General features: G+C 67.5%; 27 protein-coding genes and 2 pseudogenes. 12 read left to right on the top strand and 17 right to left on the bottom strand.

The window, feature by feature from the left end:
- Positions 1 to 522, bottom strand: a pseudogene (locus AC1D2E_RS03185) (hypothetical protein); the annotation flags it as partial.
- A 293-nt stretch (positions 523 to 815) separates the two neighbouring features.
- Here AC1D2E_RS03185 and AC1D2E_RS03180 point away from each other — a divergent pair.
- The 4 genes from AC1D2E_RS03180 to AC1D2E_RS03165 are packed head-to-tail and all read left to right on the top strand — an operon-like array spanning position 816 to position 4,228.
- Entirely contained in the window at positions 816 to 1,847 is a 1,032-nt protein-coding gene (locus AC1D2E_RS03180; protein WP_478196051.1) for an ABC transporter substrate-binding protein, read from the top strand.
- Positions 1,847 to 2,653 carry an ABC transporter ATP-binding protein gene (locus AC1D2E_RS03175; RefSeq protein ID WP_478196050.1) on the top strand — a complete coding sequence of 269 codons (807 nt, stop codon included), beginning with the start codon at positions 1,847 to 1,849 and terminating at the stop codon, positions 2,651 to 2,653. The genes AC1D2E_RS03180 and AC1D2E_RS03175 overlap by 1 nt, the downstream gene beginning before the upstream one ends.
- Positions 2,654 to 2,667: 14 nt before the next feature.
- A complete protein-coding gene (locus AC1D2E_RS03170) occupies positions 2,668 to 3,531 on the top strand; it encodes an ABC transporter permease (RefSeq protein ID WP_478196049.1) in 864 nt (287 codons plus the stop codon).
- Between the two features lie 25 nt (positions 3,532 to 3,556).
- Positions 3,557 to 4,228, top strand: coding sequence for a cysteine hydrolase family protein (locus tag AC1D2E_RS03165; RefSeq protein WP_478196048.1), 672 nt, complete (start codon positions 3,557 to 3,559; stop codon positions 4,226 to 4,228).
- Between the two features lie 93 nt (positions 4,229 to 4,321).
- Here AC1D2E_RS03165 and AC1D2E_RS03160 read toward each other — a convergent pair whose 3' ends face one another.
- The 4 genes from AC1D2E_RS03160 to AC1D2E_RS03145 are packed head-to-tail and all read right to left on the bottom strand — an operon-like array spanning position 4,322 to position 8,136.
- Positions 4,322 to 5,101, bottom strand: a complete 780-nt coding sequence (locus tag AC1D2E_RS03160) for an SDR family oxidoreductase (RefSeq protein WP_478196047.1) — start codon at positions 5,099 to 5,101, stop codon at positions 4,322 to 4,324.
- A gap of 23 nt (positions 5,102 to 5,124) precedes the next feature.
- Positions 5,125 to 6,132 carry a 2Fe-2S iron-sulfur cluster-binding protein gene (locus tag AC1D2E_RS03155; RefSeq protein WP_478196046.1) on the bottom strand — a complete coding sequence of 336 codons (1,008 nt, stop codon included), beginning with the start codon at positions 6,130 to 6,132 and terminating at the stop codon, positions 5,125 to 5,127.
- Between the two features lie 33 nt (positions 6,133 to 6,165).
- Positions 6,166 to 6,645, bottom strand: a complete 480-nt coding sequence (locus tag AC1D2E_RS03150) for a GlcG/HbpS family heme-binding protein (protein ID WP_478196045.1) — start codon at positions 6,643 to 6,645, stop codon at positions 6,166 to 6,168.
- A 30-nt stretch (positions 6,646 to 6,675) separates the two neighbouring features.
- Complete coding sequence (locus AC1D2E_RS03145) at positions 6,676 to 8,136, bottom strand: aldehyde dehydrogenase family protein (RefSeq protein ID WP_478196044.1); 1,461 nt, start codon at positions 8,134 to 8,136, stop codon at positions 6,676 to 6,678.
- 177 nt (positions 8,137 to 8,313) lie between these two features.
- On the opposite strand from AC1D2E_RS03145, the gene AC1D2E_RS03140 reads away from it, so the two are divergent.
- The 6 genes from AC1D2E_RS03140 (at position 8,314) to AC1D2E_RS03115 (ending at position 11,919) form a co-directional block, all read left to right on the top strand.
- The gene (locus tag AC1D2E_RS03140; RefSeq protein WP_478196043.1) at positions 8,314 to 9,054 is read left to right on the top strand and encodes a TenA family transcriptional regulator; all 741 of its coding nucleotides are present in this window, start codon (positions 8,314 to 8,316) and stop codon (positions 9,052 to 9,054) included.
- Positions 9,055 to 9,087: 33 nt separating this feature from the next.
- A complete protein-coding gene (locus tag AC1D2E_RS03135) occupies positions 9,088 to 9,393 on the top strand; it encodes a 2Fe-2S iron-sulfur cluster-binding protein (protein WP_478196042.1) in 306 nt (101 codons plus the stop codon).
- A 14-nt stretch (positions 9,394 to 9,407) separates the two neighbouring features.
- Positions 9,408 to 9,701, top strand: coding sequence for a ferredoxin (locus tag AC1D2E_RS03130; RefSeq protein WP_478196041.1), 294 nt, complete (start codon positions 9,408 to 9,410; stop codon positions 9,699 to 9,701).
- Positions 9,702 to 9,739: 38 nt separating this feature from the next.
- A complete protein-coding gene (locus AC1D2E_RS03125; protein ID WP_478196040.1) occupies positions 9,740 to 10,039 on the top strand; it encodes a 2Fe-2S iron-sulfur cluster-binding protein in 300 nt (99 codons plus the stop codon).
- On the top strand, positions 10,036 to 10,782 hold the full coding sequence (locus AC1D2E_RS03120) for a sulfite exporter TauE/SafE family protein (protein ID WP_478196039.1): 747 nt from the start codon (positions 10,036 to 10,038) through the stop codon (positions 10,780 to 10,782). The genes AC1D2E_RS03125 and AC1D2E_RS03120 overlap by 4 nt, the downstream gene beginning before the upstream one ends.
- Positions 10,783 to 11,004: 222 nt before the next feature.
- Entirely contained in the window at positions 11,005 to 11,919 is a 915-nt protein-coding gene (locus tag AC1D2E_RS03115; RefSeq protein WP_478196038.1) for an ornithine cyclodeaminase family protein, read from the top strand.
- Between the two features lie 12 nt (positions 11,920 to 11,931).
- Here the strand turns inward: AC1D2E_RS03115 and AC1D2E_RS03110 are convergent, their stop codons facing one another.
- A complete protein-coding gene (locus AC1D2E_RS03110; RefSeq protein WP_478196037.1) occupies positions 11,932 to 12,615 on the bottom strand; it encodes a GntR family transcriptional regulator in 684 nt (227 codons plus the stop codon).
- An 83-nt stretch (positions 12,616 to 12,698) separates the two neighbouring features.
- Entirely contained in the window at positions 12,699 to 13,265 is a 567-nt protein-coding gene (locus AC1D2E_RS03105; protein WP_478196036.1) for a hypothetical protein, read from the bottom strand.
- 296 nt (positions 13,266 to 13,561) lie between these two features.
- On the opposite strand from AC1D2E_RS03105, the gene AC1D2E_RS03100 reads away from it, so the two are divergent.
- Positions 13,562 to 14,470, top strand: a complete 909-nt coding sequence (locus AC1D2E_RS03100) for a LysR family transcriptional regulator (protein WP_478196035.1) — start codon at positions 13,562 to 13,564, stop codon at positions 14,468 to 14,470.
- Positions 14,471 to 14,483: 13 nt separating this feature from the next.
- Here the strand turns inward: AC1D2E_RS03100 and AC1D2E_RS03095 are convergent.
- From AC1D2E_RS03095 to AC1D2E_RS03050, 10 genes and pseudogenes are all read right to left on the bottom strand, one after another.
- Positions 14,484 to 14,588: pseudogene (locus AC1D2E_RS03095) on the bottom strand (SDR family oxidoreductase); the annotation flags it as partial.
- A gap of 25 nt (positions 14,589 to 14,613) precedes the next feature.
- Complete coding sequence (locus tag AC1D2E_RS03090; RefSeq protein ID WP_478196034.1) at positions 14,614 to 15,651, bottom strand: L-idonate 5-dehydrogenase; 1,038 nt, start codon at positions 15,649 to 15,651, stop codon at positions 14,614 to 14,616.
- A 23-nt stretch (positions 15,652 to 15,674) separates the two neighbouring features.
- On the bottom strand, positions 15,675 to 16,955 hold the full coding sequence (locus AC1D2E_RS03085) for a TRAP transporter large permease (RefSeq protein WP_478175420.1): 1,281 nt from the start codon (positions 16,953 to 16,955) through the stop codon (positions 15,675 to 15,677).
- Entirely contained in the window at positions 16,952 to 17,524 is a 573-nt protein-coding gene (locus tag AC1D2E_RS03080) for a TRAP transporter small permease (RefSeq protein ID WP_478196055.1), read from the bottom strand. The genes AC1D2E_RS03085 and AC1D2E_RS03080 overlap by 4 nt, the downstream gene beginning before the upstream one ends.
- A 66-nt stretch (positions 17,525 to 17,590) precedes the next feature.
- Positions 17,591 to 18,631 carry a TRAP transporter substrate-binding protein gene (locus AC1D2E_RS03075; protein WP_478196033.1) on the bottom strand — a complete coding sequence of 347 codons (1,041 nt, stop codon included), beginning with the start codon at positions 18,629 to 18,631 and terminating at the stop codon, positions 17,591 to 17,593.
- Positions 18,632 to 18,681: 50 nt separating this feature from the next.
- Entirely contained in the window at positions 18,682 to 19,830 is a 1,149-nt protein-coding gene (dgoD, locus tag AC1D2E_RS03070) for a galactonate dehydratase (RefSeq protein ID WP_478196032.1), read from the bottom strand.
- 10 nt (positions 19,831 to 19,840) lie between these two features.
- Positions 19,841 to 21,088 carry an enolase C-terminal domain-like protein gene (locus tag AC1D2E_RS03065; protein WP_478196031.1) on the bottom strand — a complete coding sequence of 416 codons (1,248 nt, stop codon included), beginning with the start codon at positions 21,086 to 21,088 and terminating at the stop codon, positions 19,841 to 19,843.
- 13 nt (positions 21,089 to 21,101) lie between these two features.
- Positions 21,102 to 22,070, bottom strand: a complete 969-nt coding sequence (locus tag AC1D2E_RS03060; protein WP_478196030.1) for a tripartite tricarboxylate transporter substrate binding protein — start codon at positions 22,068 to 22,070, stop codon at positions 21,102 to 21,104.
- Between the two features lie 45 nt (positions 22,071 to 22,115).
- Complete coding sequence (locus AC1D2E_RS03055; protein ID WP_478196029.1) at positions 22,116 to 22,886, bottom strand: SDR family oxidoreductase; 771 nt, start codon at positions 22,884 to 22,886, stop codon at positions 22,116 to 22,118.
- A gap of 48 nt (positions 22,887 to 22,934) precedes the next feature.
- Positions 22,935 to 23,111: a hypothetical protein gene (locus AC1D2E_RS03050; RefSeq protein WP_478196028.1), complete on the bottom strand. Its 177-nt coding sequence runs from the start codon at positions 23,109 to 23,111 to the stop codon at positions 22,935 to 22,937.
- Here AC1D2E_RS03050 and AC1D2E_RS03045 point away from each other — a divergent pair.
- Complete coding sequence (locus AC1D2E_RS03045) at positions 23,110 to 23,916, top strand: GntR family transcriptional regulator (protein WP_478196027.1); 807 nt, start codon at positions 23,110 to 23,112, stop codon at positions 23,914 to 23,916. The two genes, AC1D2E_RS03050 and AC1D2E_RS03045, sit on opposite strands and share 2 nt — an antisense overlap.
- The last annotated feature ends 80 nt before the right edge of the window (positions 23,917 to 23,996 follow it).

Raw genomic sequence — 23,996 nt, 5'->3', positions numbered from 1 at the left:
GATGCCGGGCGCGACACCGATCACGTAGTCCGACGACAAGGCCATGCCCTGGCCGGCGATCGCGATCGCCACGGCGCCGGCGAGCGGCGGCAGGCCGGCCGCGATCGCCGCTGGCAGCAGCACCGCCGAGACCAGCGGGATCGCCGGCGTCGGCCAGAAGAACAGCGAGATCAGGTAGGTGATGCCGGCCAGCACGAGGTAGGCCGCATGCCCGTTCTTCATGATCGCCCGGAAGGGCTCGACCATCCGGATGTCGGACTGCAGGGCCTTCAGGGCATTGAGCAGCGCGGTCATGAGCGCGATGACGAGGAAGATGTTGAACAGTTCCTTGGCCGCCACGAAGCTCGCATTGAAGATGCTGCCCAGTGCGGCCACCGGACTGTGCGTCCAGGCCAGCGCGACGCAGAAGGTGGCGACGATCGAAGGCACGACGACATTGGCGCGCAAGATCATCGTCAGGATGATGGCGCCGACGCCGAGCAGGTAGACCCAGTGGGCGGCGGTGACAGGGACGGAATCCATTCTGGAACCTCTCGTGGAGTTGGGGTTGTTCTGTAGAAGAAGCGGCGATATTTCGGTATACAGTATTCCAACTATGCAAAGTTCAGGCCATGCGGGTAAACGCTCTAAGACCGATTCGCGCGCGCCCGCATGGTGCGAGAACGCTCCGAAAACGAGCATTTTCAAGAGAGAGAGGCGCCAAACCGGGCCCTCGCCTGGCAGGCCGGCAAGGGCTCTCGCACTGCTGCAATGCAGGATTGCTTTCTGGCCCATGTTTTGCATACTGTATTAATTCATTCACACCGGAGGTCAACATGTCCCTCATTTCGCGCCGTCTACCGGCCCTCGTCCGACTCGTACCGGCGCTCGCCATGGCGGCGGGCCTCGTGTCCCTTGCCGGTCAGGCCGCCGCGCAGCCGGCCAAGCCCCTGACCAAGGTGCGCTACGAAGAAGTGATCCGCTCGGTGCTGTACGTGCCGATGTACGTCGCCCTGAACCAGGGCTACTTCAAGGATGCCGGCCTCGACGTCGGGATGAAGACCTCGCAGGGCACCGACAAGGGCATGGCGGCGCTGCTGTYCGGCAGCGCCGACATCGTGCTGATCGGCCCGGAGGCGTCCATCTACGTGGCCAACAGCGAGTCGCCGGCCAAGCCGAAGATCTTCGCCGGCCTGACGGCGACCGACGGCTTCCTGCTGATGGCGCGCAAGCCGGCCAGCGGCAACTTCGACTGGAACCAGCTCAAGGGCAAGTCGGTGATGGCCTTCCGCCCGGGCTCCAATCCCGACGTCTTCCTGGAAGCCGCGATGCGCAAGCACGGACTCGACCCCAAGAAGGACCTGAAGCTGGTCAACAACATCGGCCCCGCCGCGCGCACCGGCGCCTGGATGGCCGGCCAGAACGACTACGCCATCTTCCTGGAGCCCGAGGCCGGCAACCTCGAGAAAGACGGCAACGGCTACGTGATGGCGTCCATCGGCAGCGAGGTCGGCCCGGTCGACTACACGGTGTTCACCACCACCGACACCTTCATGCAGAAGAACCCCGAGGTGCTGCAGGCCTGGACAAACGCCGTGGCACGCGCCCAGCTGTACGTGCAGTCGGCGCCCGCCGCCGACCTCGCCAGGCAGGTTGCCGAGTTCTTCCCCGGCATGTCGCAGCCCGAGCTGATGAAGGCCATCGAGCGCTATCGCGGCTACAAGCTGTGGAAGACCTCGCCGCTGGTCGAGAAGGCGGCCATCGAGCAGCTGCAGGACATGCTGACGACCAGCGGCGTGCTCGAGAGCGGAAAGCGCGTGAAGTACGAACAGGTCGTGGTGACCGACTTCGCGGCCAAGGCCAAATGATGGCGGCGGCGGACAGTTTCGCGGCCGGGCGGCCGCGCATCGACGTGCGCAGCGTCTCGCTGCGCTATTTCACGCTGCAGGGCGAGACCCAGGCGCTCGACAACATCTCGCTGGCGGTCGCGCCCGGCGAGTTCGTCAGCATCATCGGCCAGTCGGGCTGCGGCAAGAGCACGCTGCTGTCGATCATCGCCGGCATCCTCGAACCCTCGGCCGGCAGCGTGAGGGTCGACGGCAAACCCGTCAACGGCCCGTCGCCCAGCATCGGCTACATGCTGCAGCAGGACTACCTCTACGAGTGGCGCAGCATCCTCGACAACGCCCTGCTCGGCGCCCAGATCCAGAAGCGCAACATGCGCGAGGCCCGCGAGCGCGCCATCCACCTGCTGCACAAGTGCGGCATGGGGGACTTCCTGCACCACTACCCGCGCCAGCTCTCGGGCGGCATGCGCCAGCGCGTGGCACTGGCCCGCACGCTGGTCACCAACCCCGACGTGGTGCTGCTCGACGAGCCGTTCTCGGCGCTCGATTCGCAGACCCGGCTGGCGATCGCCGACGAAGTGGTCGAGGTGCTGCGCAGCGAGGGCAAGTCGGTGGTGCTGGTGACGCACGACATCGGCGAGGCGATCGCGATGACCGACCGCGTGGTGGTGCTGTCGCGCCGCCCGGGCCGCATCAAGTCCGAACACCTGATGCGCTTTCCCAGCCACGGCAAGCGGCCGACGCCCCTCGAGGCCCGCGCCCTGCCCGAATTCAACACCTACTTCGGCACGCTCTGGGACGAGCTCGACGTGCACGTCGAAGGATGACCGTGAGCGCACAAATGAATGCAATCCCCTCGATGACGATACCCGCAGCAGCCGTGCCCGCGCAGCCCCCGTCGACGGCCGACAAGAGCCCCAGCGCGGCCTACGCCAAGTGGCTGGCGCGCCAGCGCCGCGAGAAGACGCTGGTGCTCGCCAGCCGGCTGCTGCTGCTCGCGGCCTTCTTCGGCCTCTGGGAATTCCTGGCGAAGACCAAGTTGGTCAACCCGATGCTCACCAGCTACCCGAGCGCACTGTGGCCGACTTTCGTCGACCTGCTGCAGCACGGCAACCTGCTGACGCACACCTGGGCCACCTTCAAGGCGACCCTGGTCGGCTTCGTGCTCAGCATGGTGTTCGGCGTCGCGATCGCGGCCGGCCTGTGGTGGTCGCGCTTCGCCAACAAGGTGCTCGACCCTTTCCTGGTGGTCGCCAACGCGATGCCGAAGATCGCCTTCGTGCCGATCTTCTACATCTGGCTCGGCTCGGAGTACTCGGTGTACGGCATGGCGGTCGCGATCGCGATCTTCGTCACGATCATGGTCGCCTACGACGGCTTCCAGGCCACCGACCCGAACAAGATCAAGCTGGCGACGATCCTGGGTGCGAGTCGGGCGCAGGTGCTGCGCATGGTCGTGCTGCCCGGCAGCGTGCCGACCCTGATCGCCGCGCTCAAGATGAACATCGGGCTGTCGCTGGTCGGCGTGATCGTCGGCGAGTTCCAGTCGGCCAGCGAGGGCCTGGGCTTCCTGATCGTCAACGGCAGCCAGATCTTCAAGCTCAACATCGTGATGACCGCGATCGTGGTGCTGGCCCTGATGTCGGCGCTGATGTACCTCGTCATCGCCCGCATCGAGAACGCCCTGGCGCGCCGCTACGGCTGAGCGCCGCCGATTCCGAGGACACACGATGGATTTCCCCGCCTGGATCGTCGACCGCGTGATCGCGCGGCAAGGCACCCTGCACCCGTATCCCCGCTTCGACGCGAGCCGCACCGCCTTCGTCGTGGTCGACCTGCAGAACTACTACACGCAGCCCGGCTTCATGGGCGAATGCGCACCGGCGCGCGCCACCTTCGGCAAGGTCAACCAGCTCGCCGCGGCGCTGCGCGAGGCCGGCGGCACCGTGGTCTGGGTCCAGACCTGCTCCGACGGCGCCGACCGCTTCTGGTCGCACCATCACGCCTACATGCTGACGCCCGAGCGCAGCGCGCGCCGGCTGCGCGAGCTCGCCTTCTCGCACGCCGGCTTCGCGCTGGCGCCGGGCCTGGACGCCCAGCCGGAAGACCCGCGCGTGATCAAGCGCTGCTACAGCGCCCTGGTGCCGGGCTCGTCGTCGCTCGACGACGTTCTGAAAGCGCGCGGCATCGAGACCGTGCTGATCGGCGGCACCGTCACCAACGTCTGCTGCGAGTCGACGGCGCGCGACGCGATGATGATGAACTACGCCACAGTGATGGTCGAGGACGCGCTCTCGGCCGTCACGCCGCAAGAGCACGTGCACGCGCTGCACAACTGGATGCTGTTCTTCGGCGACGTGCTGGGCGTGGACGAGGTCGGCACGCGGCTGCGGGCGAAGTGAGGGCCTTGGCCAATCGACTAGGGCTAATACGCCTAGTCAGTTGAGGACAGAGCAAAAACTGCTTTGCAGTTTCTTGATCTGTCCCACAAGGTCTCAGAAAGTCCCCGGGTAGGCGCCGCCGTCGATCAGCAGGCTCTGGCCCGTGAGGTAGCCGGCGTGCGCGGAACACAGGTACGCACAGAGTGCGCCGACCTCCTCGGCACGGCCGAAGCGGCCCGCCGGGTTGTTGCGGCCGCGCTCCTCCCACAAGGTGTCGAAGGACCGGCCCTCGCGCTTCACCAGCCCCTCGACGTGATGGCGCTGCGCATCGGTCGCGAACACGCCGGGCAGGATGTTGTTGATCGTCACGTTGTGCCGCACCGTCTGGCGCGCCAGGCCGGCGACGAAGCCGACCAGGCCCGAGCGGGCCCCGTTCGACAGGCCCAGCTCGGCCTGCGGCGTCTTCACGCTGCGCGAGACGATGTTGACGATGCGCCCGAAACCGCGTTCGATCATCGGGTCGACCGTGCGCCGGATCATCTCGATCGGGCCCAGCATCATGGCGTCGAGCGCGGCATGCCAGTCGGCCGTGGACCAGCCGCGGAAATCGCCGGGCGGCCGGCCGTCGGCGTTGTTGACCAGGATGTCGGGCGACGGGCAGGCCGCCAGCGCCGCATCGCGGCCCGGGGCGGTCGTGATGTCGGCGACCACGAAGCGCAGCGCCGCGCCGGTTTCGGCCGACAGCTCGGCCGCCGCCTGGCGCAGCGTGGCCTCGGTGCGCGCGGCGATCACGACCTGCGCGCCTTCCAGCGCCAGCTGCCGCGCGCAGGCGCGGCCCATGCCGCGGCTGCCGCCGAAGACCAGCGCCGTGCGCTGCGAGATGCCGAGGTCCATCGGGACTCCTTGCGTGCCGCGGATCAGGCCGCGGCGGTGGATTGAAAGGTGAAGCTGTCGCTGTACAGATGGTCGATGCTGGCATTGCGCGCCAGGAAGACCCGCTTCGCGTCGCCGATCATCGCCGGCGAGCCGCAGAGGTAGATCGCGTGCTCCGACAGGTCGCCGAAATCCTCCAGCACCGCCTGCTGCACGTGGCCGCGGCGCCCGCGCCAGCCGGCATCGGCGCGCGACAGCACGGGCACGTAGCGAAAATCGTCGAAGCGGTCGGCCCAGGACCGGATCTCGTCGTGCAGGTACAGGTCCGCTTCGGTGCGCATGCCCCAGTAGAGGCTCACCGGCGGGCAGTCCTCGTCGTCCATGAGCGACTCCAGGATGCTCTTGATCGGCGCCAGGCCGGTGCCGGTCGCCACCATCAGCAGCGGCCGGTAGTCCTCCGCATGAAAGCAGAAGCTGCCGTGCGGCAGCTCGACCGGCAGCCGGTCGCCGGGCCGAAGCCGCGCGGCCTCGCCGCCGGTGAAACGGCCGTCGGGGACGCGCCGGATGTGGAAGTCGAGCGCCTGCGGATGCGGCCGCGACGCCATCGAGAAGCTGCGATGGGCGCCGTCGGGCAGCAGGATGTTGATGTACTGGCCGGCGCGGTACAGCAAGTCGGCTTCGGGCGGCACTTCGAGCAACAGGTGCAGCACCGCGTCGCCGAGCGGCCGCACGCCCGTCACCGTGGCCAGGTGGCGCGCCGGCTCGGAGCAAGGCGGCAAGCGCCGCGCGGCGCTGATCACCAGATCGCTGGCCGGCCGGGCCTGGCAGGCCAGCGCATAGCCATCGGCCGCCTCCTCGGCCGTCAGCCCGGGCGGAAAATCGTCGTAGCGCACCGTGCCTTCGACCAGCTTGATGCGGCAGGTCGCGCAGCCACCGAAGCGGCATTCGTGCGGCAGACGCAGCGCGTGGCGCTGCGCGGCGTCGAGCACCGATTCGCCGGGCGCGGCATCGAAGCACTGCGCCGTCTCGAGCAGTCGGATGCGAAAGGCCATGGTCCGTCCTTCGGTCGTCGGGGCGATGCGGCCCTATTTCTTGATGTCGGCCTCGACCAGCACGGCGTGGCCCTGGGCTTCGAGCAGTGCGTGCAGGGCCTGCAGCGCGGCCACGCCGCACTTCGTATCCTGCTCGCCATTGCCGCCCGAGAGGCCGACGCCGCCGATGACGCTGCCGTCGACCACGATCGGGAAGCCGCCGACGAAGACCGCGAACTTGCCCTCGAAGCTCCACTGGATGCCGAAGGCCTCGTTGCCCGGCAGCGCCGGCCCGTTGGGCAGGGTGTTGAAGAGGTGGGTCGAGCGCTTGTGGCCGGCGGCCGTGAAGGCCTTGTTCCAGGCGATCTGCGGGCCCGTGATGCGGGCGCCGTCCATGCGGTCCATGGCGATCGGGTAGCCGCCGTCGTCGACGATGCAGATGGTCTCGAGCACACCGATTTCTTCCGCCTTGCGGATGGCGGCAGCGATCATCAGGCGGGCTTCTTCGAGTTCGAGCTTGAGTGCGGTTTTCATGGGCGATCTTTGCGAGAGGAAAAGGAAGGATCAGCAGCCGCGGTAGACGGTCTTGATCTGCGTATAGAACTCGAGGCCGGTGCGGCCCGACTCGCGGAAGGTCGAGGTGCTCGAGCGCTTCAGTCCGCCGAAGGGCGCGTTGATCAGGTTGCCGGTGGTGGTGCGGTTGATCTTCACGGTGCCCGACTGGATGTCCTGCGCGAAGCGGTGCGCATGCACCGGGCTGGTGGTGGCGATGGCGGCCGAGAGGCCGTAGTCGGTGTCGTTGGCCTTGGCGATCGCATCGTCGTAGCCGTCGGCCTCGATCAGCGCGATCACCGGGCCGAAGATCTCCTCGCGCGCGATGCGCATCTGCTGCGTCACGCCGGTGAAGATCGCCGGTGTCACGTAGAAGCCGTGGGCGAACTCGCCATCGGCGAGCGGCTCGCCGCCGCACAGCAGCGTGGCTTCCGACTTGCCGATCGCGATGTAGGCGAGCACCGTCTCCAGTTGCTTGCGGGTGGCGAGCGGGCCCAGGTCCATGCCGGGCGTCATGCCGCTGCCGATCTTCAATGTGCGCACCCGGGCGACCAGCTTGTCGGTGAAGGCGCCCATCACCGACTTCATCACCAGCACGCGGCTGGTGYCGGTGCAGGCCTGGCCGCTGAGCGAGAGGCCGCCCTTGACGACCAGGTCGACCGCGCGGTCGAGGTCGGCGTCGTCCATGACGATCAGCGGGTTCTTGCCGCCGAGTTCCATCTGCGTGCGGGTGGTCATCGCGGCGGCGCGGTGGATCTGCTCGCCCGCGGCGGTCGAGCCGGTGAAGGAAATGGCGCGCACCGCGGGCGATTCGGTGATCGCCGGGCCGACCTCCGAGGCGCGCCCGGTGATGAAGTTGAGCACGCCCTTCGGCAGGCCGGCCTGGATCAGCGCCTCGGCCAGCCGCAGGCCCGAGAGCGGCGCGTCCGACGAGGGCTTGAAGACCACGGTGTTGCCGGCGACCAGCGCCGGCGCGATCTTGCGCGCCGGGATCGACACCGGGAAGTTCCACGGGCTGATGACCGTCACCACGCCGAGCGGCTCGCGCTGGCTGTAGACCACCATATCGGGATCGTCCTGCGGGAAAGTCTCGCCCGAGAAGGACTGGCCCTCCACCGCATAGAAACGCAGCGTCTGCGCCGAACGCAGGATCTCATCCCTGGCCTGGGCCAGCGGCTTGCCCTCCTCGCGCGTCAGTTCCTCGCCGAACTGCGCGGCATGGGTCTCCAGGTACTGCGCGGCGGTGTTGAGGATCGCGGCGCGCCTGGACACCGGGGTCTTCTTCCAGCCATCGAAGGCCACCGCCGCTGCCGCCACGGCGGCCTTGGCGTCGTCGGCGGACGAGGCCTGGAAACGGCCGACCACCTCGCGCGAATCGGCGGGATTGAGGTTGTCGAAGGTCCGGCCGGTGCAGCTGGATACCCAGGCACCGTCGATGTGGTTCTGGAAGGCAGGCGATGAAGCGTGGGTCATGTCGGGCAAGCGATGGCATTGGGATGCTTAAAAGAATACTGTATACCGTTAAAAACAGCAACCCTCGACCATCCAAGAGATCAATCCTTGTGATCCAACGAATCTTGGTATACAGTATTCATTAAGAGCTCTAATTTCCGCTCTCACTCCCCAGCCACCTCGACCAGGAGCCCCGCCATGCCCGCTCTCATGAACCGCGACGAATTCCGAACCGCTCTCGAAAACGCCATCAAGGGCAAGAGCGCCAACACCTCCCCGTTCAGCCTCGCCTGGGCCGGCGGCACGCTGAGCCGTGCGCATCTGGCGCGCTGGGCCGAGAACCACTATCACTACGTCGGTCCCTTCGCCGACTACCTGGGCTACCTCTATGCGCGCATGCCCGAGCGCTACACCGAAGCCAAGGATTTCCTGCTGGCCAACATGTACGAGGAAGAAATCGGCGGCGATCGCCACACCGATCTGCTGATCCGCTTCGCCGAAGCCTGCGGCACCACGCGCGAGCGCGTGACCGATCCCGACAACATGTCGCCGACCACGCGCGGGTTGCAAAGCTGGTGCTATGCCGTCGCGATGCGCGAAGACCCGATCGTGGCCGTCGCCGGCCTGGTGGTGGGACTCGAATCCCAGGTGCCTTCGATCTACCGCAAGCAGACGCCCACGCTGCGCGAGAAGTACGGCTTCACGGACGAAGAGGTGGAGTTCTTCGACCTGCACATCGTCTCGGACGAGATCCACGGCGAGCGCGGCTACCAGATCGTGCTGGAGCACGCGACCACCGTCGAACTGCAGCAGCGCTGCCTGAAGATCTGCGAGGTCGGCGCCCAGATGCGCCTGCTCTACACGACGGCCCTGTACCACGACTACGTGGCGGTCGAGGCCCCCGGGACCGCCGCGCGACCGGTGCTTGAAGCCGCCTGAGCCTCCTCGTTCCCCCTGCACTCTGCCGCGCGCATGCCCATCATCACCTTTCACAAAGGCGGCCAGGTCTATCGCGACGAGGTCAGGGACAACACCAACCTGGTGGTGCGCGCCGGCATCAAGCAGTTTCCCTATCCCCACCTGCGCTACGAGTGCGGCATGGGCAAGTGCTCGAAGTGCGCCTGCCGCGTGCTGGGCGGTGCCGAGCACCTGCCGCCGCCGAACTGGAAGGAGAAGAAGCAGCTCGGCGAGCGCCTCGACGCCGGCTGGCGCCTGGCCTGCCAGCTCTGGGTGCAGCAGGACATCGAACTGGCGCAGGACGACGCGCTGCCGACCTGAGGCCTGCTCCGACCATGTACCTGATACTGACCAGCAAGCCCGGACAGTTCCGCACCGAACTCGTCGAAGGACTCAGGCACGTCGAGTCCTGCGACTACTTCTTCTTTGGCCGCTGCAAGGCGCGCTTCGTGATCGCGGAGCTGATGTCGGACTGCCGCGTCGCGGTGATCGACGAGACACCGCCCGAGGTCGTCAACCACGTGCCGGTCAAGTTCTTCGAGACCTTCGAGACCGTCGAGCGGGCGCGCGCCGCGCTGCGGCAGCTGGTGCGCGAAGGCGACGCCGACGTGCTGCTGCTGCCGAGCTGATCTTTCCCACGCCGCGCCCGCATCGCCTCCTTTCTTCCATGATCCAGATCACCTTTCTCAGCAACAACGCCAAGGTCGTCTCCGCACCCGAAGGCGGCAACCTGCTGCGGATCTCGCTGCGCGAGCAGGGCGGCATCCCGTTCAAGTGCGGCGGCGGCCTCTGCGGCACCTGCAAGTGCCGCATCGAGACCGGCCTCCAGCACACCGACGCCATCAAGGCGAAGGAAAGGAGGCACCTGTCGGAGGACGAGATGAAGCAGGGCTGGCGCATGGCCTGCCAAACCTTCGTGAACGGCGACATCGCCGTCTCATGGCGGCCGCGAGACATCCGGAAATGATCGCCTCCCTGCTGCCCGAGGGCATGAGCCTGGGCCACTACGCCGGCATGGCCGCGATGGTGCTCGTGGGTGCCTGCCTGCAGGGCATCGGCGGGGTCGGCTTCGCGATGTTCTCGGCACCGATCGCCGCCCTGTTCTACCCGGAGCTCGCGCCGGGTCCGCTGCTCGCGCTCGGCGGACCGCTGGCCCTGATGTCCGCGCTGCGGGAGTTCGACCAGGTCGACTGGGGCGCCGCCGGCGTGGCGCTGGTCGGCCGCGTGCTGGGCACGCTGGGGGCCGCGGTGTGCCTGCTGCTGCTTCCGACCGAGCTGCTGACCGTGCTGTTCGCGCTGTTCATCCTGGCCGGCGTCGTGCTGAGCCTGAGCGGCCGCCGCATCGACGCCTCGCGCGGCAACATGGTCGGCGCCGGCATCGCCTCGGGGCTGATGGGCACCATCACCTCCGCGGGCGCGCCGCCGTTCGCGCTGGTGATGCAGTATCTGCCGCCACCGCGGCTGCGCGCCACCTTGGGCTGCGTCTTCTTCGTCGGAGCCGCCTTCTCGCTGGCGATGCTGGCCAGCGTCGGGCGCTTCGGCCGGCACGAGCTGGGGCTCAGCGCCTGGCTGTTGCCGTTGATGGTGGCGGGATTCGCGCTCTCGGGACCGCTGAACCGCCGCGTGTCGCGCGGCACGGTGCGCAGCCTGCTGCTGGCCTTGTCGGCCTTCGGCGCCATCGCCCTGCTGGTGCGCGAAGCCATGGGATGAAACACCCCCGAAGCGCCTGCGGCGCCCCGAGTCGCTGCCAGAGGCAGCGGCTCTTCGGATCCGTCCGAGCCTGCGCAGGCAGGCTCGGAGCCGCGGACCTCAGCCCCTCGAGGGGGCGATACCAGCGGCCCGGCAAAGCCGGTTCCGCGGTATCCCCGGCATCGGGTTGCGCCGGTTTCATGCGCCGCGGGTCACGCGATAGCGGAGTGGAAAACTGACGCCATGCAACACATCACCGATTCGATGGTCGACGCGCTGGTCTCGCCAGCCGATGCGCAGCAGGTGCTGCGCGATGCCTTCCTGCGCTTCGGCGAGCGCACGGCCGCGATGCAGGCGCGCATCCGCACCGAGGCCGGCGGCGTCAAGCTCTCGACGCTGGGCGCGGTCATTCCCGACCAGGGCGTCGCCGGCGCCAAGGTCTACACCACGATCAAGGGGCAGTTCTCCTTCGTCATCCTGCTGTTCTCGACCGAGGACGGCCGGCCGCTGGCCTCCTTCGACGCCGGCGCCATCACGCGGCTGCGCACGGCAGCCTGCTCGGTGATCGCCGCACGCCATCTGGCACGCCCGGAATCGCGGCAGCTGGCGCTGTTCGGCGCCGGCACGCAGGGCCGGGCCCATGCCGTGCAAATGGCGGCCGCCTTCGGACTCGCGAGCATTCGCGTCTGCACGCCCCACCCCGCCGCGGGCCTGGCAGAAGGCCTCGCCGACCAATGCGGCGTGCCGGTTCGGCTGTGCAATGCCGACGAGGCGCTCGACGGCGCCGACATCGTCGTCACGGCATCGCGCGCCAGCACGCCGCTGTTCGCCGGCGAGCGCCTCCCGCCGGGCTGCTTCATCGCGGCGATCGGCTCCAGCCTGCCGCAGACCCGCGAGCTCGACGACGCCGCGCTGTCGCGCGCGGCCCTGGTGGCTGTCGAGTGGCGGCCGCAGTCCTTGCGCGAGGCCGGCGAACTGGTCCAGGCCGCGCAAGGCGTGCTGCCCGAGGAGAAGATCGTCGAACTGGCCGAGCTCGTGAGCGGCCAGGTGGCCGGCCGCCGCGCCCGGGACGACATCACGGTCTACAAATCGGTCGGCGTGGGGCTGGAAGACGTGGCGCTGGCCGGTCTTGCCTGGCGCCGGCTCGGCGGACGCTGATCCGGCGCCCTCTCAGGTGGGCGTGTTCGGCGCCGGGGCGGGCGCCGGCGGCAGCTCGGCGGCACTGTAGACATGGCGCGCGGCCAGCAGCGATGCCAGCTCGGCGTCGCCGGCCACCACGGCACGCAGGATGGCGGCGTGCTCCTGCCAGTTCGCGTGCATGCGCTCGCGGTTGTTCACGGTGAAGAAGAGCGCGGTGCGCTCTCGCAGCGACCGCATGATGTCCTGCAGCACCGAATTGGCGGCGACGTTGCCCAGCGCTTCGTGAAACTCCAGGTTCAGCGCCGAAATGCGGGCCAGGTCGTCGTCGCTGGTGAGTTGCGAGCCTTCGGCCAGGATGCGTTCGAGCTTGGCGATCTGCACCGGATCGTGGCGCCGTGCCGCCAGCTTGGCGTTGAGCGCCTCGAGCGTCGCCCGCACCTCGACCATCTCCCGGATCTGATCCTTCGTGAAGGTGGTGACGGTCGCGCCGCGGCGCGGCTCGATGGCGACGATGCCTTCGGCGGCCAGGGCGCGCAGCGCCTCGCGCACCGGCATGCGGGAAACGCCCAGTTCCTCGGAAAGCCGGCCCTCGACCAGGCGCTCGCCCGGCGCCAGTTCGCCGCTCAGGATGCGTTCGCGCAGCGCCGTCAGGACAAGCTTGGTCAGCGGCGCATGGCGCTCGCCCAGTTTGCCTTCGATGTTCAGTGCTTCCATGGCTCCAGCCGGTGCGCGGTATACGAAATCCATATTGTGCCCGCTCGAGGGATCGCCGCGGCAGCCGCCGACGGGAGAGGCCGCTATTCGCCCCTGCGCCGGGAGACCAGCCGCCGCAGCGCGGCGCGCACCCCGGGCCTGTCCGCCACGCCGACGGTGATCGGCCGCGCGCGATAGAGCGCGCGCTGTTCCTCGAGCACGATGCGCAGCGCCGCCATGCTGGATTCGCTGTAGACCCAGACGCCCGAGACCACGAACTGCCCCGGCAGCGCGTCGGCCTTGGGCCGGATCTGGACGTTGACGGCGCCGATGCGGTCCATCGTCTCCACGCGCGCGGCCGCTTGCTGGACGCCGCCGCCCAGGAGGCTCACCTCCCGCGCGAAGGCAAAGCTGATGGCCTGCACCTGGTGGAAGTGCTCCGAGATGAAGGCGCAGATCTCGAGGAACACCAGCCGCCCGATGTGCCGCTGCTCCTCGCGTACGACCCGGGTCGGTTCGAAGTGCTCGATGTGGATTTCCGTGCCGGCACCGGAAACCGGCACGGGGTCCAGCGTTCCGAGCAGAACGTTGGCATCGTAGACATGCATGGGCTGACCGAGCTGGTAGGGAACAGCCCCGGGCCCGGTGATCCGGAGTTTCTTGAAAGTCATGAAGGACTTCGCCGGTCGCGCCCGAGGCCTATTCCCCGGCGCGTCCGAACGCTGTTGCCTTTCGCTCCGACTTTAAGAGAGCCGGGGAACCGATCGTTGCAGGCCCGGGAAGTTATCGCGACGAACTTGACATAGTTCACGCAATTGAGCTGCAATCCGGCCGGGTTAGGGCCTGTTCACACTATTTCCGGGGCTCGCGTTGCCACGCGAAGGGAAGGCATGCCAGGACGAGCCACTCGCCTTCGCGACCCCGGAAATAGTATGAACAGGCCCTCGCCTCCGGGGCACTTTCCGGGTTGCCCGGCAACGACGCGCGCATCCGTCGAAAGTGCATTCACAATGGCACGATGCGCATGGAATGGAGCGACCTGCGGATCTTTCTGGCCATTGCGAAGGAAGGCTCGCTGGGCGCCGCTGCGCGCAAGCTCGGGCAGAGCCAACCCACTGTGGGACGAAGGCTCCGTGCGCTCGAGGAGGCCATTGGACAGCCGCTGTTCCAGCGAACGGACGATGGCTTCGTTCTGACCGATGAAGGCGCCTCGGTGCTGCCCCGGGCCGAGCGAATCGAGGCGGAGACTCTCGCACTCCAGCGTGAACTCTCGGGCAAGGATCCGGAACTCGAGGGCGTGATCCGCCTCTCGTCCTCTCACTGGTTCGGCGAGCACATTCTCACGCCGGTGCTGACCGAATATGCGGCGCTTCAACACGGCGTGGTGGTCGAACTGATCACGAGCGCGAGGGCCCACAGCCTCCAGCGACGCGAGGCGGACCTGGTATTTCGGGTCTACCCGTTCGACGATGCGGAGGTCGTGTCCCGTCGACTGATGACCATCCCCTACGCGGCCTACATCAGGACAGGCGCCAGACACCCGAGCGCAGGCGACGGCACCGGGACGGACCTCGTCACGATGGACATGGCCCTCGGCGCCATGCCCGATGCGGTCTGGCTGAAAGGAATCCTTCCGAACGCCACGGTGACTGCACGAAGCAACAATCGCGACGTTCAGGCGAGGATGTGCGCACTGGGCGCAGGCCTGGCCGTGCTGCCTCGTCCACTCGGCGATTCGATGGCCCAGCTGGAGCGGGTCGATCTCGGCGAAGAGCCACCGAACCGCGACACCTGGCTGGGCTATCACCGCGACATGCGACGCCAGGAAAGACTGCACGTGCTGCTCGACCTGCTGATCGCGCGCCTGGCGAACTGAGCATGAGCAGGCGCCCGGTCACGAAGCCGCTCGGCGTCGAGGCGAGGTAGAGCACCGACTTCGCGACCTCGTCCGGCGTGCCATGGCGCCGCAGCGGAATGACCCGGCCGAAGAACTCGCCCGCGTCGCGCCGGGCGTGGCGTTCAGTCGAAGTTCAGCAGCACCTTCATGGCCTGCGAACGATCCGCGGCCAGCGCGAATGCGCGCGCCGAATCGCGATACGACAAGGTGGCAGAGATCAGCGGCTTGACGTCCACCAGGCCCTTGTTGAGCAGTTCGACGGCCGTGGCGAATTCCTGGTGGAAGCGGAAGACGCCGCGCAGGTCGAATTCCTTCGCAACGATCGTGTTGATCGGCAGGCTCATTTCGCCACCGCTCAGCCCGAGCTGCACGACGATGCCGCGAGGCCGCAGGACGTCGAAGGCAGCGCGCAGCGCGCGTTCGTTGCCGCTGGCCTCGAAGAGCACGTCGAACTGACCTTTTTCTGCGCCGAAACGGCGCAGCCCTTCCGGATCGTCGGCGACATTGACCACCTCGTCGGCCCCGACCTTGAGCGCCTTGCTCAAGGGGTGGGCACCCACGTCGGTGGCCACGATATGGGTCGCTCCCGCGCGCCGCGCCGCGATGATGGCGAGAGCGCCGATCGGTCCGCATCCCGTGACGAGCACCTTCTTGCCCAGCAGCGACCCCGCCCGTTGCACGCCGTGCAGCGCGACCGACAGCGGTTCCGCCATGGCGCCCTCGCCGTCGCTCAACCGATCCGACAGCAGATGCGCCTGGTGGGTCTCCACCACGATCTGCTGGCGAAACGCCCCCTGCACATGCGGCGTGCGCATCGCGCTGCCGTAGTAGCGCATGTCCAGGCAGTGGTTCTGCAGGCCCTCCTGGCAGAAGCGGCACAGCCCGCAGGGCCGGCTCGGACTGACGGCAATGCGCTGGCCGGCCGCGAAGCCGGTCACCTCGCTCCCGATGGCCTCGATCACGCCCGCCACCTCGTGGCCCAGCACCATCGGCTCCTGGATGCGCACGGCGCCGAAGCCGCCGTGCTGGTAGTAGTGCAGGTCCGAGCCGCAGATGCCGCCGCAGCGCACGCGCACGAGCAGCTGGCCCGCTCCGAGCGCCGGTGTCGGCACTTCCTCGACGCGCAGGTCTCCGGGTGCGTGGATCACGAGTGCTTCCATTTCACTTCCTCCTTGGATTGAATTCAACGCGTCATCATGCGAAGCGGCCACATCACGATCTCCGGGAAGACCACCAGCAGCAGCATCACGAGGGTCTGCGCGATCATGAAAGGCATCACGCCGCGGATGGCGCCGCTCATCGGAATCCTGGCGACGCCGCAGACCACGTTGAGCACCGTGCCCACGGGCGGCGTGACCAGCCCGATGGCGTTGTTCATGATGAACAGCACGCCGAAATACACGGGATCGATGCCGGCCTGCTTGAGCACCGGCATCAGCACCGGCGTCATGATCAGCACCGTCGGCGTGAAGTCCAGTGCGGTGCCGACCACCAGGACCAGCATCATCAGCGCAAAGGTCAGCAGCATCTTGTTGCCCATCAGCGGCTCGACCAGCGCGGCCAGCTGCTGCGGGATGTCCGCGGTCGTGATGAGCCAGGCCGACACGCCCGCTGCCGACACCAGGAACATGATCACCGCGGTGGTCTCGGCCGCGCGGTAGAAGAGGCGAAAGAGATCCGAAGGCTTGATCTCGCGGTACACCACCAGTCCGACGAAGAGCGAATAGACCGCCGCGATCACCGCGGCCTCCGTGGGCGTGAAGATGCCGATCTTGAGGCCGCCGACGATGACCACCGGCAGCACCAACGCCCACAGCGCCTCGCGGGTCGCGAGCCTGCGCTCGGCCATCGTTCGCTTCGGCTCGACCTTGACCTTGTCGCGGCCGATCGACCAGCGCCAGGCCAGCATGATCGCCAGGCCCATCAGCACGCCCGGCACGATGCCGGCGATGAACAGCTTGGTGATCGAGACCCCGCCGGTCACGCCGAAGAGGATCATGCCGATCGACGGCGGGATCACCGGCGCGATGATGCCGCCGCAGGCGATCAGTCCGCAGGAGCGGTTCACGTCGTAGCCGGCGTTGCGCATCATGGGGATCAGCACCGAGGCCAGCGCCGCCGTGTCGGCCACCGCCGAACCCGAGAGCGAAGCCATGATGACCGCGGCGACAACCGCCACGTAGCCGAGGCCGCCCCGGATGTGCCCCACCCAGGACATGGCCATCATGATGATCCGCCGCGTCATGCCGCCCGCGTTCATGAACTCGCCGGCCAGCATGAAGAAGGGCACCGCCAGCAGCGGGAAGCTGTTGGCGCCGTCCCACATGTTCTGGACCACGATCTGCGGGTCGGTGACGCCCAGGTAGAACATCATGCTGAGGCCGCAGCCGATCAGCGCGAAGGCCACCGGCATGCCCAGCGCCATGAGGCCGAGCAGCGAGGAGATGAAGACGAAGATGGTCATGGCCGGGCGCCTCCGCGTGCTTGTTGCTGTTCCATCTCGTGCTCGGCCTCGAGGGCCTCGGCCATCCCCTCCTCATGGACGTCGATAAGTTCGTCGTCGCCGACCTTGCCGGCGACCAGGCGCAGCAGGTTCACCACGCAGATGAGGCCGATCGCGCCGCCCGTGAGGTAGCTCACGCCGAACACCCACAGCGTGCTGAGCTGCGCCACCGGCGACGAGGTGCCGGCCAGGATGTCGTGCTGCAGCCAGGTGCCGTAGACGATGTAGACGCAGCACACCAGCATGATCGCCTGGCTGATGCCCCAGCAGACCCGTCGCCCGAGCGCAGGCAGCGCCTGCACCAGCATGTCGACCCCCAGGTGCGCGCGCCGGCGCATGCCGACGATGGCGCCGAGGAAGGTCATCCAGACAAAGGCGTAGCGCGGTATTTCTTCAGACAGGTCGATGCCGGTGTTGAAGAACAGCCGCAGCAACACGTTGCCGAACACCATCACCAGCATGACCACCATGCAGGCGACCATCACGATTTCGAGCGCGCGCGTGAGCGCGTCGGCCAGACGCTTGAACATTGTTGCCACAACGGCCTCCAGGTTGAACGAATCGGCGGCGGCCGGGCCGCCCGCCGCCTTGCCGGCTCACTTGCCGGCCGAACGCACCTTGGCGATCTCGTCGTAGAAGCCCTTCACGAAGTCGTCGCCGATGAGGGGCGAGAACTTGGCCACCACGGGCTTGACCTTGTCCTGGATGCGCGCCAGCTCGGCCGGGCTCATGGTGTTGACCGTGACGCCGTCGGCCTTGAACTTGGCGATCACGTCGGCGTTGCCCTCGTCGAGCAGCTTGCGCTGGTAGAGGCCGGCCTCGACGGCGGCCTGCTGGACGCCGGCCTTGTCGGCGGGAGTGAGCGTGTCCCAGAACTTCCTGGACACCACCAGCGCCGACGGGGTGTAGACGTGGTTGGTGACAGAGATGTACTTCTGCACTTCCTGCATCTTGTTCGCGTACATGTGCAGCAGCGGGTTCTCCTGGCCGTCGAGCGCCTTGATCTCGAGCGCCGGGAACACTTCGGCGAAAGCCATCGGCACCGCGTTGGCGCCGATCGTCTTCCAGGTGTCGAGCGCCACCGGGTTGGCCATGACGCGGACCTTGAGACCGCTCACGTCCTCCAGCTTGGTGACGCTGTGCTTGCTGTTGGAGAGATTGCGAAAGCCCATGCCGGTCCAGGTCAGGCCGACCAGGCCCGAGGGCTCGATCTTCTCGAAGATCTTCTTCGACGACGGGCCGTCGAGCAGCGCATAGACCTCGCGCTCGTTCTGGAACATGAAGGGCAGGTCCCAGATCTGCACTTCCTTCACGCGGGTGGACAGCGGCGCCAGGGTGCCGATGTAGAACTCCTGGGTGCCGGCCTGCACCGCCTGCAGTTCCTTCTCGTCGCTGCCGAGCACGCCGCTCGAGTAGGTCTGGATCTTGACGTTGCCCTTGGTGTAGGTGTTCGCCAGTTCGGCGAACTTCTTCATCGCCACCGACTGCGGGTGGCTGTCGGGCATGGCCTGCCCGAGCTTGGCCTTGACCTCGGCGAGGGCGCAGCCGGAGGCCACGGCGAGGGCGGCCAGGGCCACCAGGGCGATGCGCCGGCTGCCGCGAAGCGATGTGCGAAGGGACGTGTGCTGGGTGTTCATGGGATGTCTCCGTCTTGGGGTGAATCGATGTCTGTGGGGCGCCGAAGCGGCTACCACTCGGCCACGCTGCCGTCCGCATGCCGCCACACCGGGTTGTGCCAGTCGGGCGGGTTGCGGCTCATGTGGATCACGCGCTCTTCGTCGACCTCGACGCCGAGGCCGGGCTTGGGCAGCGCATGGATGTAGCCGGCGTCGATGCGGAAGTCGTCCTTGTTGAGAACGTAGTCCAGCAGCTCGGCGCCGCGGTTGTAGTGGATGCCCATGCTCTGCTCCTGCAGCACCGCGTTGTAGGCGACGAAATCGACCTGCAGGCAGGCGGCCAATGCCACCGGGCCGAGCGGGCAGTGCGGCGCGAAGCCGACGTCGTAGGCCTCGGCCATCGATGCGATCTTGTGGCATTCGGTGATGCCGCCGGCGTGCGACAGGTCGGGCTGCAGGATCGAGATGCCGCCCGCCTCGAGCACCCGCTTGAACTCGAAGCGCGAGTACATGCGCTCGCCCGCGGCCAGCGGGATCGAGGTGCTCGCGGCCAGCCGCGCGTAGTGCTCGGCCTGCTCGGCCAGCACCGGCTCCTCGACGAACAACGGCCGGAAGGGCTCGAGTGCGCGCAGCAGCGGCTTGGCCATCGGCGCCGACACGCGGCCGTGGAAGTCGAGGCCGAAGCTCACGCGGGTGCCGAGCGCCTCGTGCACGCCGGCCACCTTGGCCACCGCGGCGTCGATGGCGCGTGGCGTGTCGAGCAGCGCCATCTCCTCGCAGCCGTTGAGCTTGAAGGTGTCGATGCCGCCTTCGAGCAGGCACTCCATGTCCTCGACGATCTGCGCCGGCCGGTCGCCGCCGACCCAGCTGTAGACCTTCATGCGGTCGCGCACCTTGCCGCCGAGAAGTTCGTAGACCGGCACGCCGAGCGCCTTGCCCTTGATGTCCCACAGCGCCTGGTCGATGCCGGCGATCGCGCTCATGAGGATCGGTCCGCCGCGGTAGAAGTTGCTGCGGTACATGGTCTGCCACAGGTCGTTGATGCGCGCGGGATCGCGGCCGATCAGGGTCTCGCCGAATTCGCGCACCGCGGCTTCCACGGTGAGCGCACGACCCTCGATCACCGGCTCGCCCCAGCCGCTGATGCCTTCGTCGGTCTCGATCTTCAGGAACATCGAGCGCGGTGCAACGCGGTAGGTCGTGAGGCGTGTGATCTTCATGGGGCAGGTCTCAAGGGGTCTGCAGGGTGCCGTCGACCCGCCGCGTCTGGGTCCAGGTCGTCACGCTGTTCTCGCAGGGAAATCGCCGCGCGGCCTCCTCGTCGATGTCGACGCCCAGGCCGGGCTTGTCGTTCGCATACACATAGCCCTGCCGGAACTCCGGCAGGCCCGGGAACACGTCGAGCAGCGCCTCACGGGGTCCTTTCAGGTCCTGGATCACGAAGTTGGGCGGCTCGGTCCCGGACCACTCCTGGACGCCGAAGTTGCGCGCCGCGAGGTCGATATGGATGTTGGCCGCGTGCGCGAGCGGTGACATGTCGCCAGGCCCGTGCCACGCCGTGCGGACGCCGAACTGCTCGGCGAAGATCTGCAGCTTGCGGCCCGGCGTGATGCCGCCGATCTGGCTCAGGTGCACGCGGATGAAGTCGATCAGCCGCTCTGCAATCAGGAACTTCCACTCGAAGGGATTGTTGAAGAGCTCGCCCTGCGCCAAGGGGATGGTGGTCTTGTCGCGCAGCTGGCGCAGCCACTTGCCGTCTTCGAGCGGGATCGCGTCCTCGAGGAAGAACAGGTCGAACTGCTCCATGTCGCGCGCGAAGCGGATCGCGTCGACCGGCTGCAGGCGCTCGTGCACGTCGTGGCACAGCGAGATGTCGAAGCCGACCTTGCCGCGAATGCCTTCGAACAGCTTGAGCGTGTCGCGCATGTACTTCCGGCTGTCGAGGTACACGCCCGGCGGTGCCCCGCCGGGCGCGCTCCCGGGCGCGGCCCCGAAGGCGCCGCCGCCGTAGCCGCCGCTCTGGCAGCGCACGTGGGTGATGCCCTGCGCCTGGTACTTCAGGATGTTGTCGCACAGCTCGCCGAGGTCGCGGCCGTCGGCATGGCGGTAGATCGGCACACCCTCGCGGACCTTGCCGCCGAACAGCTGGTAGAGCGGCATCCCGGCCATCTTGCCCTTGATGTCCCACAGCGCCATGTCGACGCCGGAGATGGCGTTGTTCTCGATCGGCCCGTTGCGCCAGTAGGCGTTCTGGTGCATCAGCTGCCACAGCTCCTCGATCGCCGTGGCATCGCGGCCGATGAGCAGCGGCCGCAGGTACTGCTCGACCAGGCACTGCACCGCCAGGTGGCGATAGGCGAAGGTGGCGCAGCCGAGGCCGTGCAGGCCGGGCTGGTTGGTATCGATCTTCACCACCACGAGGTTGATGCCCTCGGGGGCGGTCAGGATGACCTTGACGTCGGTGATGAGGGTTGCCATGCCGAGCGTCTTCTCACTTCTGGATGTTGAGACCGGCCAGCAGCTTCTTGAAGTAGCTCGACTGGCTGGCCATGAAGGCCTTGAACTGCTCGCCGTCCATGTAGGCGGGCTGGAGGTTGGCCTTCACGAGCGCATCGCGGAAAGCCGGGTCCTCGGCGGTCTTGCGCGCGGCCTCGCGCAGGTACTGGACGACCTCGGGCGGCGTATTCAGGGGCACGCCGAGACCGCGCCAGGTTCCCACCACGAGGTCGGTTCCCTTTTCGGTGAAGGTCGCGACCTTGTCGTAGGGCGCCGGCAGCCGGCGGTCGGCCATCGAGATCAGCACCCTGACCTTGCCCGCCGCGACGAAGGACCCGATCTCCGCGGGACTCACCGCGATCGCGTCCACATGGCCGCCGACCAGCGCCATCACGCTCGGTGCCGCGCCCTGGTAGGGGACATGGTTGAACTTCACGCCGGTCTTTTCCTCGACGGCGGCGGCGGCCAGGTGCCAGATCGTTCCGGTTCCCGCATTGCCCATCGTCACGCTGCCCGGTGCCTTGCGGGCCTGCGCCAGCAGTTCGTCGATCGTCTGCCACGGGGCCTCGGCGCGCACCGCGATCAGGCCGGGGTCGGCATTGAGCCGCGCCAGCGGGATGAAGTCGGCGGTCGTGACCTTGGTCATCCCGAGGTACGGAATGATCGCCAGTTCGGAGATCAGCACGCCGATCTTGTAGCCATCGGGCGCCGCCCGCTGGACTTCGGTCATCGCAATGCCGCCGCTCGCGCCCGGCTTGTTGCTCACCACGATGGGCTGCGGGATGTACTTCTTGGCCGTGTCGGCGAACAAGCGCGTCATGACGTCGGTCCCGCCGCCGGCCGACGACGGCACGATCATCTCGATCGGGTGGTTCGGGTAGTCGCCCGCGGCGGCCGCGACGACCGCTTGCGAGCCGGCCAACGCAATGGCGGCGATGGAAAGTGCGGCGCGAATGAGCTTCATGGGAATCACCTTTTCATTGACGGTCGAATGGGATGGGCGCGTCGTCTACAGGACGGCCAACATGCCGCCGTCGACGTAGACGATCTGTCCGTTCACGTAGTCGGACGCGGCCGAGGCGAGGTACACCGCGGTGCCGCCCAGTTCGTCGGGCCGGCCCCAGCGCCGGGCCGGCGTGCGCCCCTTGACCCAGGCATCGAAACTCGGGTTCTCGATCAGCGCGGTATTCATCTCGGTCGCCATGTAGCCGGGTCCGATCGCATTGGCCTGGATGCCGTGCTCGGCCCACTCGGCGGCCATGGCGCGGGTCAGCATCTTGATGCCGCCCTTGGCTGCGGTGTAGGGCGCCACGGTGGCGCGCGCCGCCTCGCTCGTCAGGGAGCCGATATTGATGATCTTGCCGCCGCGCTTGCGCGCGATCATCCGGCGGGCCGCTTCGCGCCCGACCAGGAAGGCGCTCGTCAGGTTGGTCCGCAACACGCTGTCCCACTCGGCGAGCGCCAGGTCGACCAGCGGCTTGCGCAGCTGGATGCCGGCGTTGTTGACCAGGATGTCGACCGCGGTGTCCGCCGCATCGAGCCGGGCGAAGGCCTCGCAGACTGCCGCTTCGTCGGTGACATCGAACGCCGCCGCGACGACGTCATGACCCTTGGCGCGCAGTGCATCGGCGCTGCGCTGCAGGCGATCCCGATCCACGCCGTTGAGAACCAGCCTGGCGCCAGCTTGTGCCAGCGCCTCGGCGATGGCGAGGCCCAGACCGCGCGACGAGCCGGTGACCAGGGCGGTGCGACCGGAGAGATCGAACAATGGATGCGTCATGAACTGTGCGCCCGAAATGAAAGCGATGCGGAAGAATATCGTGATATTTCACCAAAGTTCTGCAGGTTTTCCCCTAGTACGTTTTTCGGCCGAGCACGCCATGAACCAGGTCGTTTCTCTGGAGAACGGAGCAAAATGCGTGAGATAGCATTCAAATATCTGAGTGTGTTCAGCGACAATCACCGCCCAGGCGCCCTCGTCCCACTGCATTTCAAGGTTCAGCATGGCATCGTCCCCCCGCCCCCGACCGCGCGTGGTCGCCSCCGACGCCCTGGCATCGGATGCGCAGCGCCCGCGCAGCCCGGTGAATCTGTCCGATCAGGCCTATGAGCGCATCGAGGAACTGTTGGTCTGCTGCGAGTTGCGCCCGGGGCGGTTCCTCGCCACCCACGACCTTCAAAAGCTGGTCGGCTTCGGACGCACGCCGGTGTTGCAGGCCGTCAACCGGCTGGCCGCCGACACGCTGGTCATCGTTGCGCCGCGGCACGGCCTCAGGATCGCGCCGGTCGACCTGACGCGTGACCGGGTGCTGCTGCGGCTGCGCCGCGACATGGAGCGCTTCGTGATCCGCCTGGCGACCGAGCGATCGGGTGCATCGCAGCGCAATCAGATGCTCCACCTGAAACGCCATCTGCTCGAGCACAGGGACCAGATCAATCTGGATCAGTTCAATCGGGTCGACCGGCGGATCGATCAGCTCTTTCTTGCCGCCGCCGGCGAGCCCTTCGTCGAGAGCACGCTGCGGCCGCTGCACACCATTTTTCGACGGCTGGGCTGGATCTATCACACCCAGACGGGGCGAGGCGTCAACCTCGACGACACCGTGGACGGCCATGTCGCGGTCATCGAGGCCGTGGCCGAAGGCCAGGTCGACAGCGCGATCGCCGCCTCCGACCGGCTCATGGATTTCGTCGAGGGCATGTTCGACGTGCTCGAGCGCGAGGTCTCGCCCACGATGCTGGATTGCAGCCTGGACATGCTGGACGGCACGTTCTCGAGCGTGCAGGCGCCTGCCCCCGTGGAAGGCTGAGGGCCAGGCCCCCTCTCCAGGGTCGCGAAGGCCTGCCAGGACGGCCGGCAAGCGCAAACCACCGACGCCACGAGAATGCC

This window comes from Variovorax sp. P1_H2 (assembly GCF_056405295.1).
Note: the sequence above shows the minus strand (reverse complement) of the source record. Positions and strands in the feature narration are given on the sequence as shown.

What these genes read in the sequence shown, in the direction of transcription:
- AC1D2E_RS03050 (WP_478196028.1), bottom strand. Translation starts at nt 23,111, where the DNA reads ATGCTGAACCTTGAAATGCAGTGGGACGAGGGCGCCTGGGCGGTGATT.
- AC1D2E_RS03080 (WP_478196055.1), bottom strand. Translation starts at nt 17,524, where the DNA reads ATGTTCAAGCGTCTGGCCGACGCGCTCACGCGCGCGCTCGAAATCGTG.
- AC1D2E_RS03155 (WP_478196046.1), bottom strand. Translation starts at nt 6,132, where the DNA reads ATGGCCTTTCGCATCCGACTGCTCGAGACGGCGCAGTGCTTCGATGCC.
- AC1D2E_RS03120 (WP_478196039.1), top strand. Translation starts at nt 10,036, where the DNA reads ATGATCGCCTCCCTGCTGCCCGAGGGCATGAGCCTGGGCCACTACGCC.
- AC1D2E_RS03065 (WP_478196031.1), bottom strand. Translation starts at nt 21,088, where the DNA reads ATGGCAACCCTCATCACCGACGTCAAGGTCATCCTGACCGCCCCCGAG.
- AC1D2E_RS03135 (WP_478196042.1), top strand. Translation starts at nt 9,088, where the DNA reads ATGCCCATCATCACCTTTCACAAAGGCGGCCAGGTCTATCGCGACGAG.
- AC1D2E_RS03130 (WP_478196041.1), top strand. Translation starts at nt 9,408, where the DNA reads ATGTACCTGATACTGACCAGCAAGCCCGGACAGTTCCGCACCGAACTC.
- AC1D2E_RS03165 (WP_478196048.1), top strand. Translation starts at nt 3,557, where the DNA reads ATGGATTTCCCCGCCTGGATCGTCGACCGCGTGATCGCGCGGCAAGGC.
- AC1D2E_RS03105 (WP_478196036.1), bottom strand. Translation starts at nt 13,265, where the DNA reads ATGACTTTCAAGAAACTCCGGATCACCGGGCCCGGGGCTGTTCCCTAC.
- AC1D2E_RS03090 (WP_478196034.1), bottom strand. Translation starts at nt 15,651, where the DNA reads ATGGAAGCACTCGTGATCCACGCACCCGGAGACCTGCGCGTCGAGGAA.
- AC1D2E_RS03125 (WP_478196040.1), top strand. Translation starts at nt 9,740, where the DNA reads ATGATCCAGATCACCTTTCTCAGCAACAACGCCAAGGTCGTCTCCGCA.
- AC1D2E_RS03110 (WP_478196037.1), bottom strand. Translation starts at nt 12,615, where the DNA reads ATGGAAGCACTGAACATCGAAGGCAAACTGGGCGAGCGCCATGCGCCG.
- AC1D2E_RS03160 (WP_478196047.1), bottom strand. Translation starts at nt 5,101, where the DNA reads ATGGACCTCGGCATCTCGCAGCGCACGGCGCTGGTCTTCGGCGGCAGC.
- AC1D2E_RS03085 (WP_478175420.1), bottom strand. Translation starts at nt 16,955, where the DNA reads ATGACCATCTTCGTCTTCATCTCCTCGCTGCTCGGCCTCATGGCGCTG.
- AC1D2E_RS03060 (WP_478196030.1), bottom strand. Translation starts at nt 22,070, where the DNA reads ATGAAGCTCATTCGCGCCGCACTTTCCATCGCCGCCATTGCGTTGGCC.
- dgoD (WP_478196032.1), bottom strand. Translation starts at nt 19,830, where the DNA reads ATGAAGATCACACGCCTCACGACCTACCGCGTTGCACCGCGCTCGATG.
- AC1D2E_RS03170 (WP_478196049.1), top strand. Translation starts at nt 2,668, where the DNA reads ATGAATGCAATCCCCTCGATGACGATACCCGCAGCAGCCGTGCCCGCG.
- AC1D2E_RS03150 (WP_478196045.1), bottom strand. Translation starts at nt 6,645, where the DNA reads ATGAAAACCGCACTCAAGCTCGAACTCGAAGAAGCCCGCCTGATGATC.
- AC1D2E_RS03140 (WP_478196043.1), top strand. Translation starts at nt 8,314, where the DNA reads ATGCCCGCTCTCATGAACCGCGACGAATTCCGAACCGCTCTCGAAAAC.
- AC1D2E_RS03075 (WP_478196033.1), bottom strand. Translation starts at nt 18,631, where the DNA reads ATGAACACCCAGCACACGTCCCTTCGCACATCGCTTCGCGGCAGCCGG.
- AC1D2E_RS03115 (WP_478196038.1), top strand. Translation starts at nt 11,005, where the DNA reads ATGCAACACATCACCGATTCGATGGTCGACGCGCTGGTCTCGCCAGCC.
- AC1D2E_RS03175 (WP_478196050.1), top strand. Translation starts at nt 1,847, where the DNA reads ATGGCGGCGGCGGACAGTTTCGCGGCCGGGCGGCCGCGCATCGACGTG.
- AC1D2E_RS03055 (WP_478196029.1), bottom strand. Translation starts at nt 22,886, where the DNA reads ATGACGCATCCATTGTTCGATCTCTCCGGTCGCACCGCCCTGGTCACC.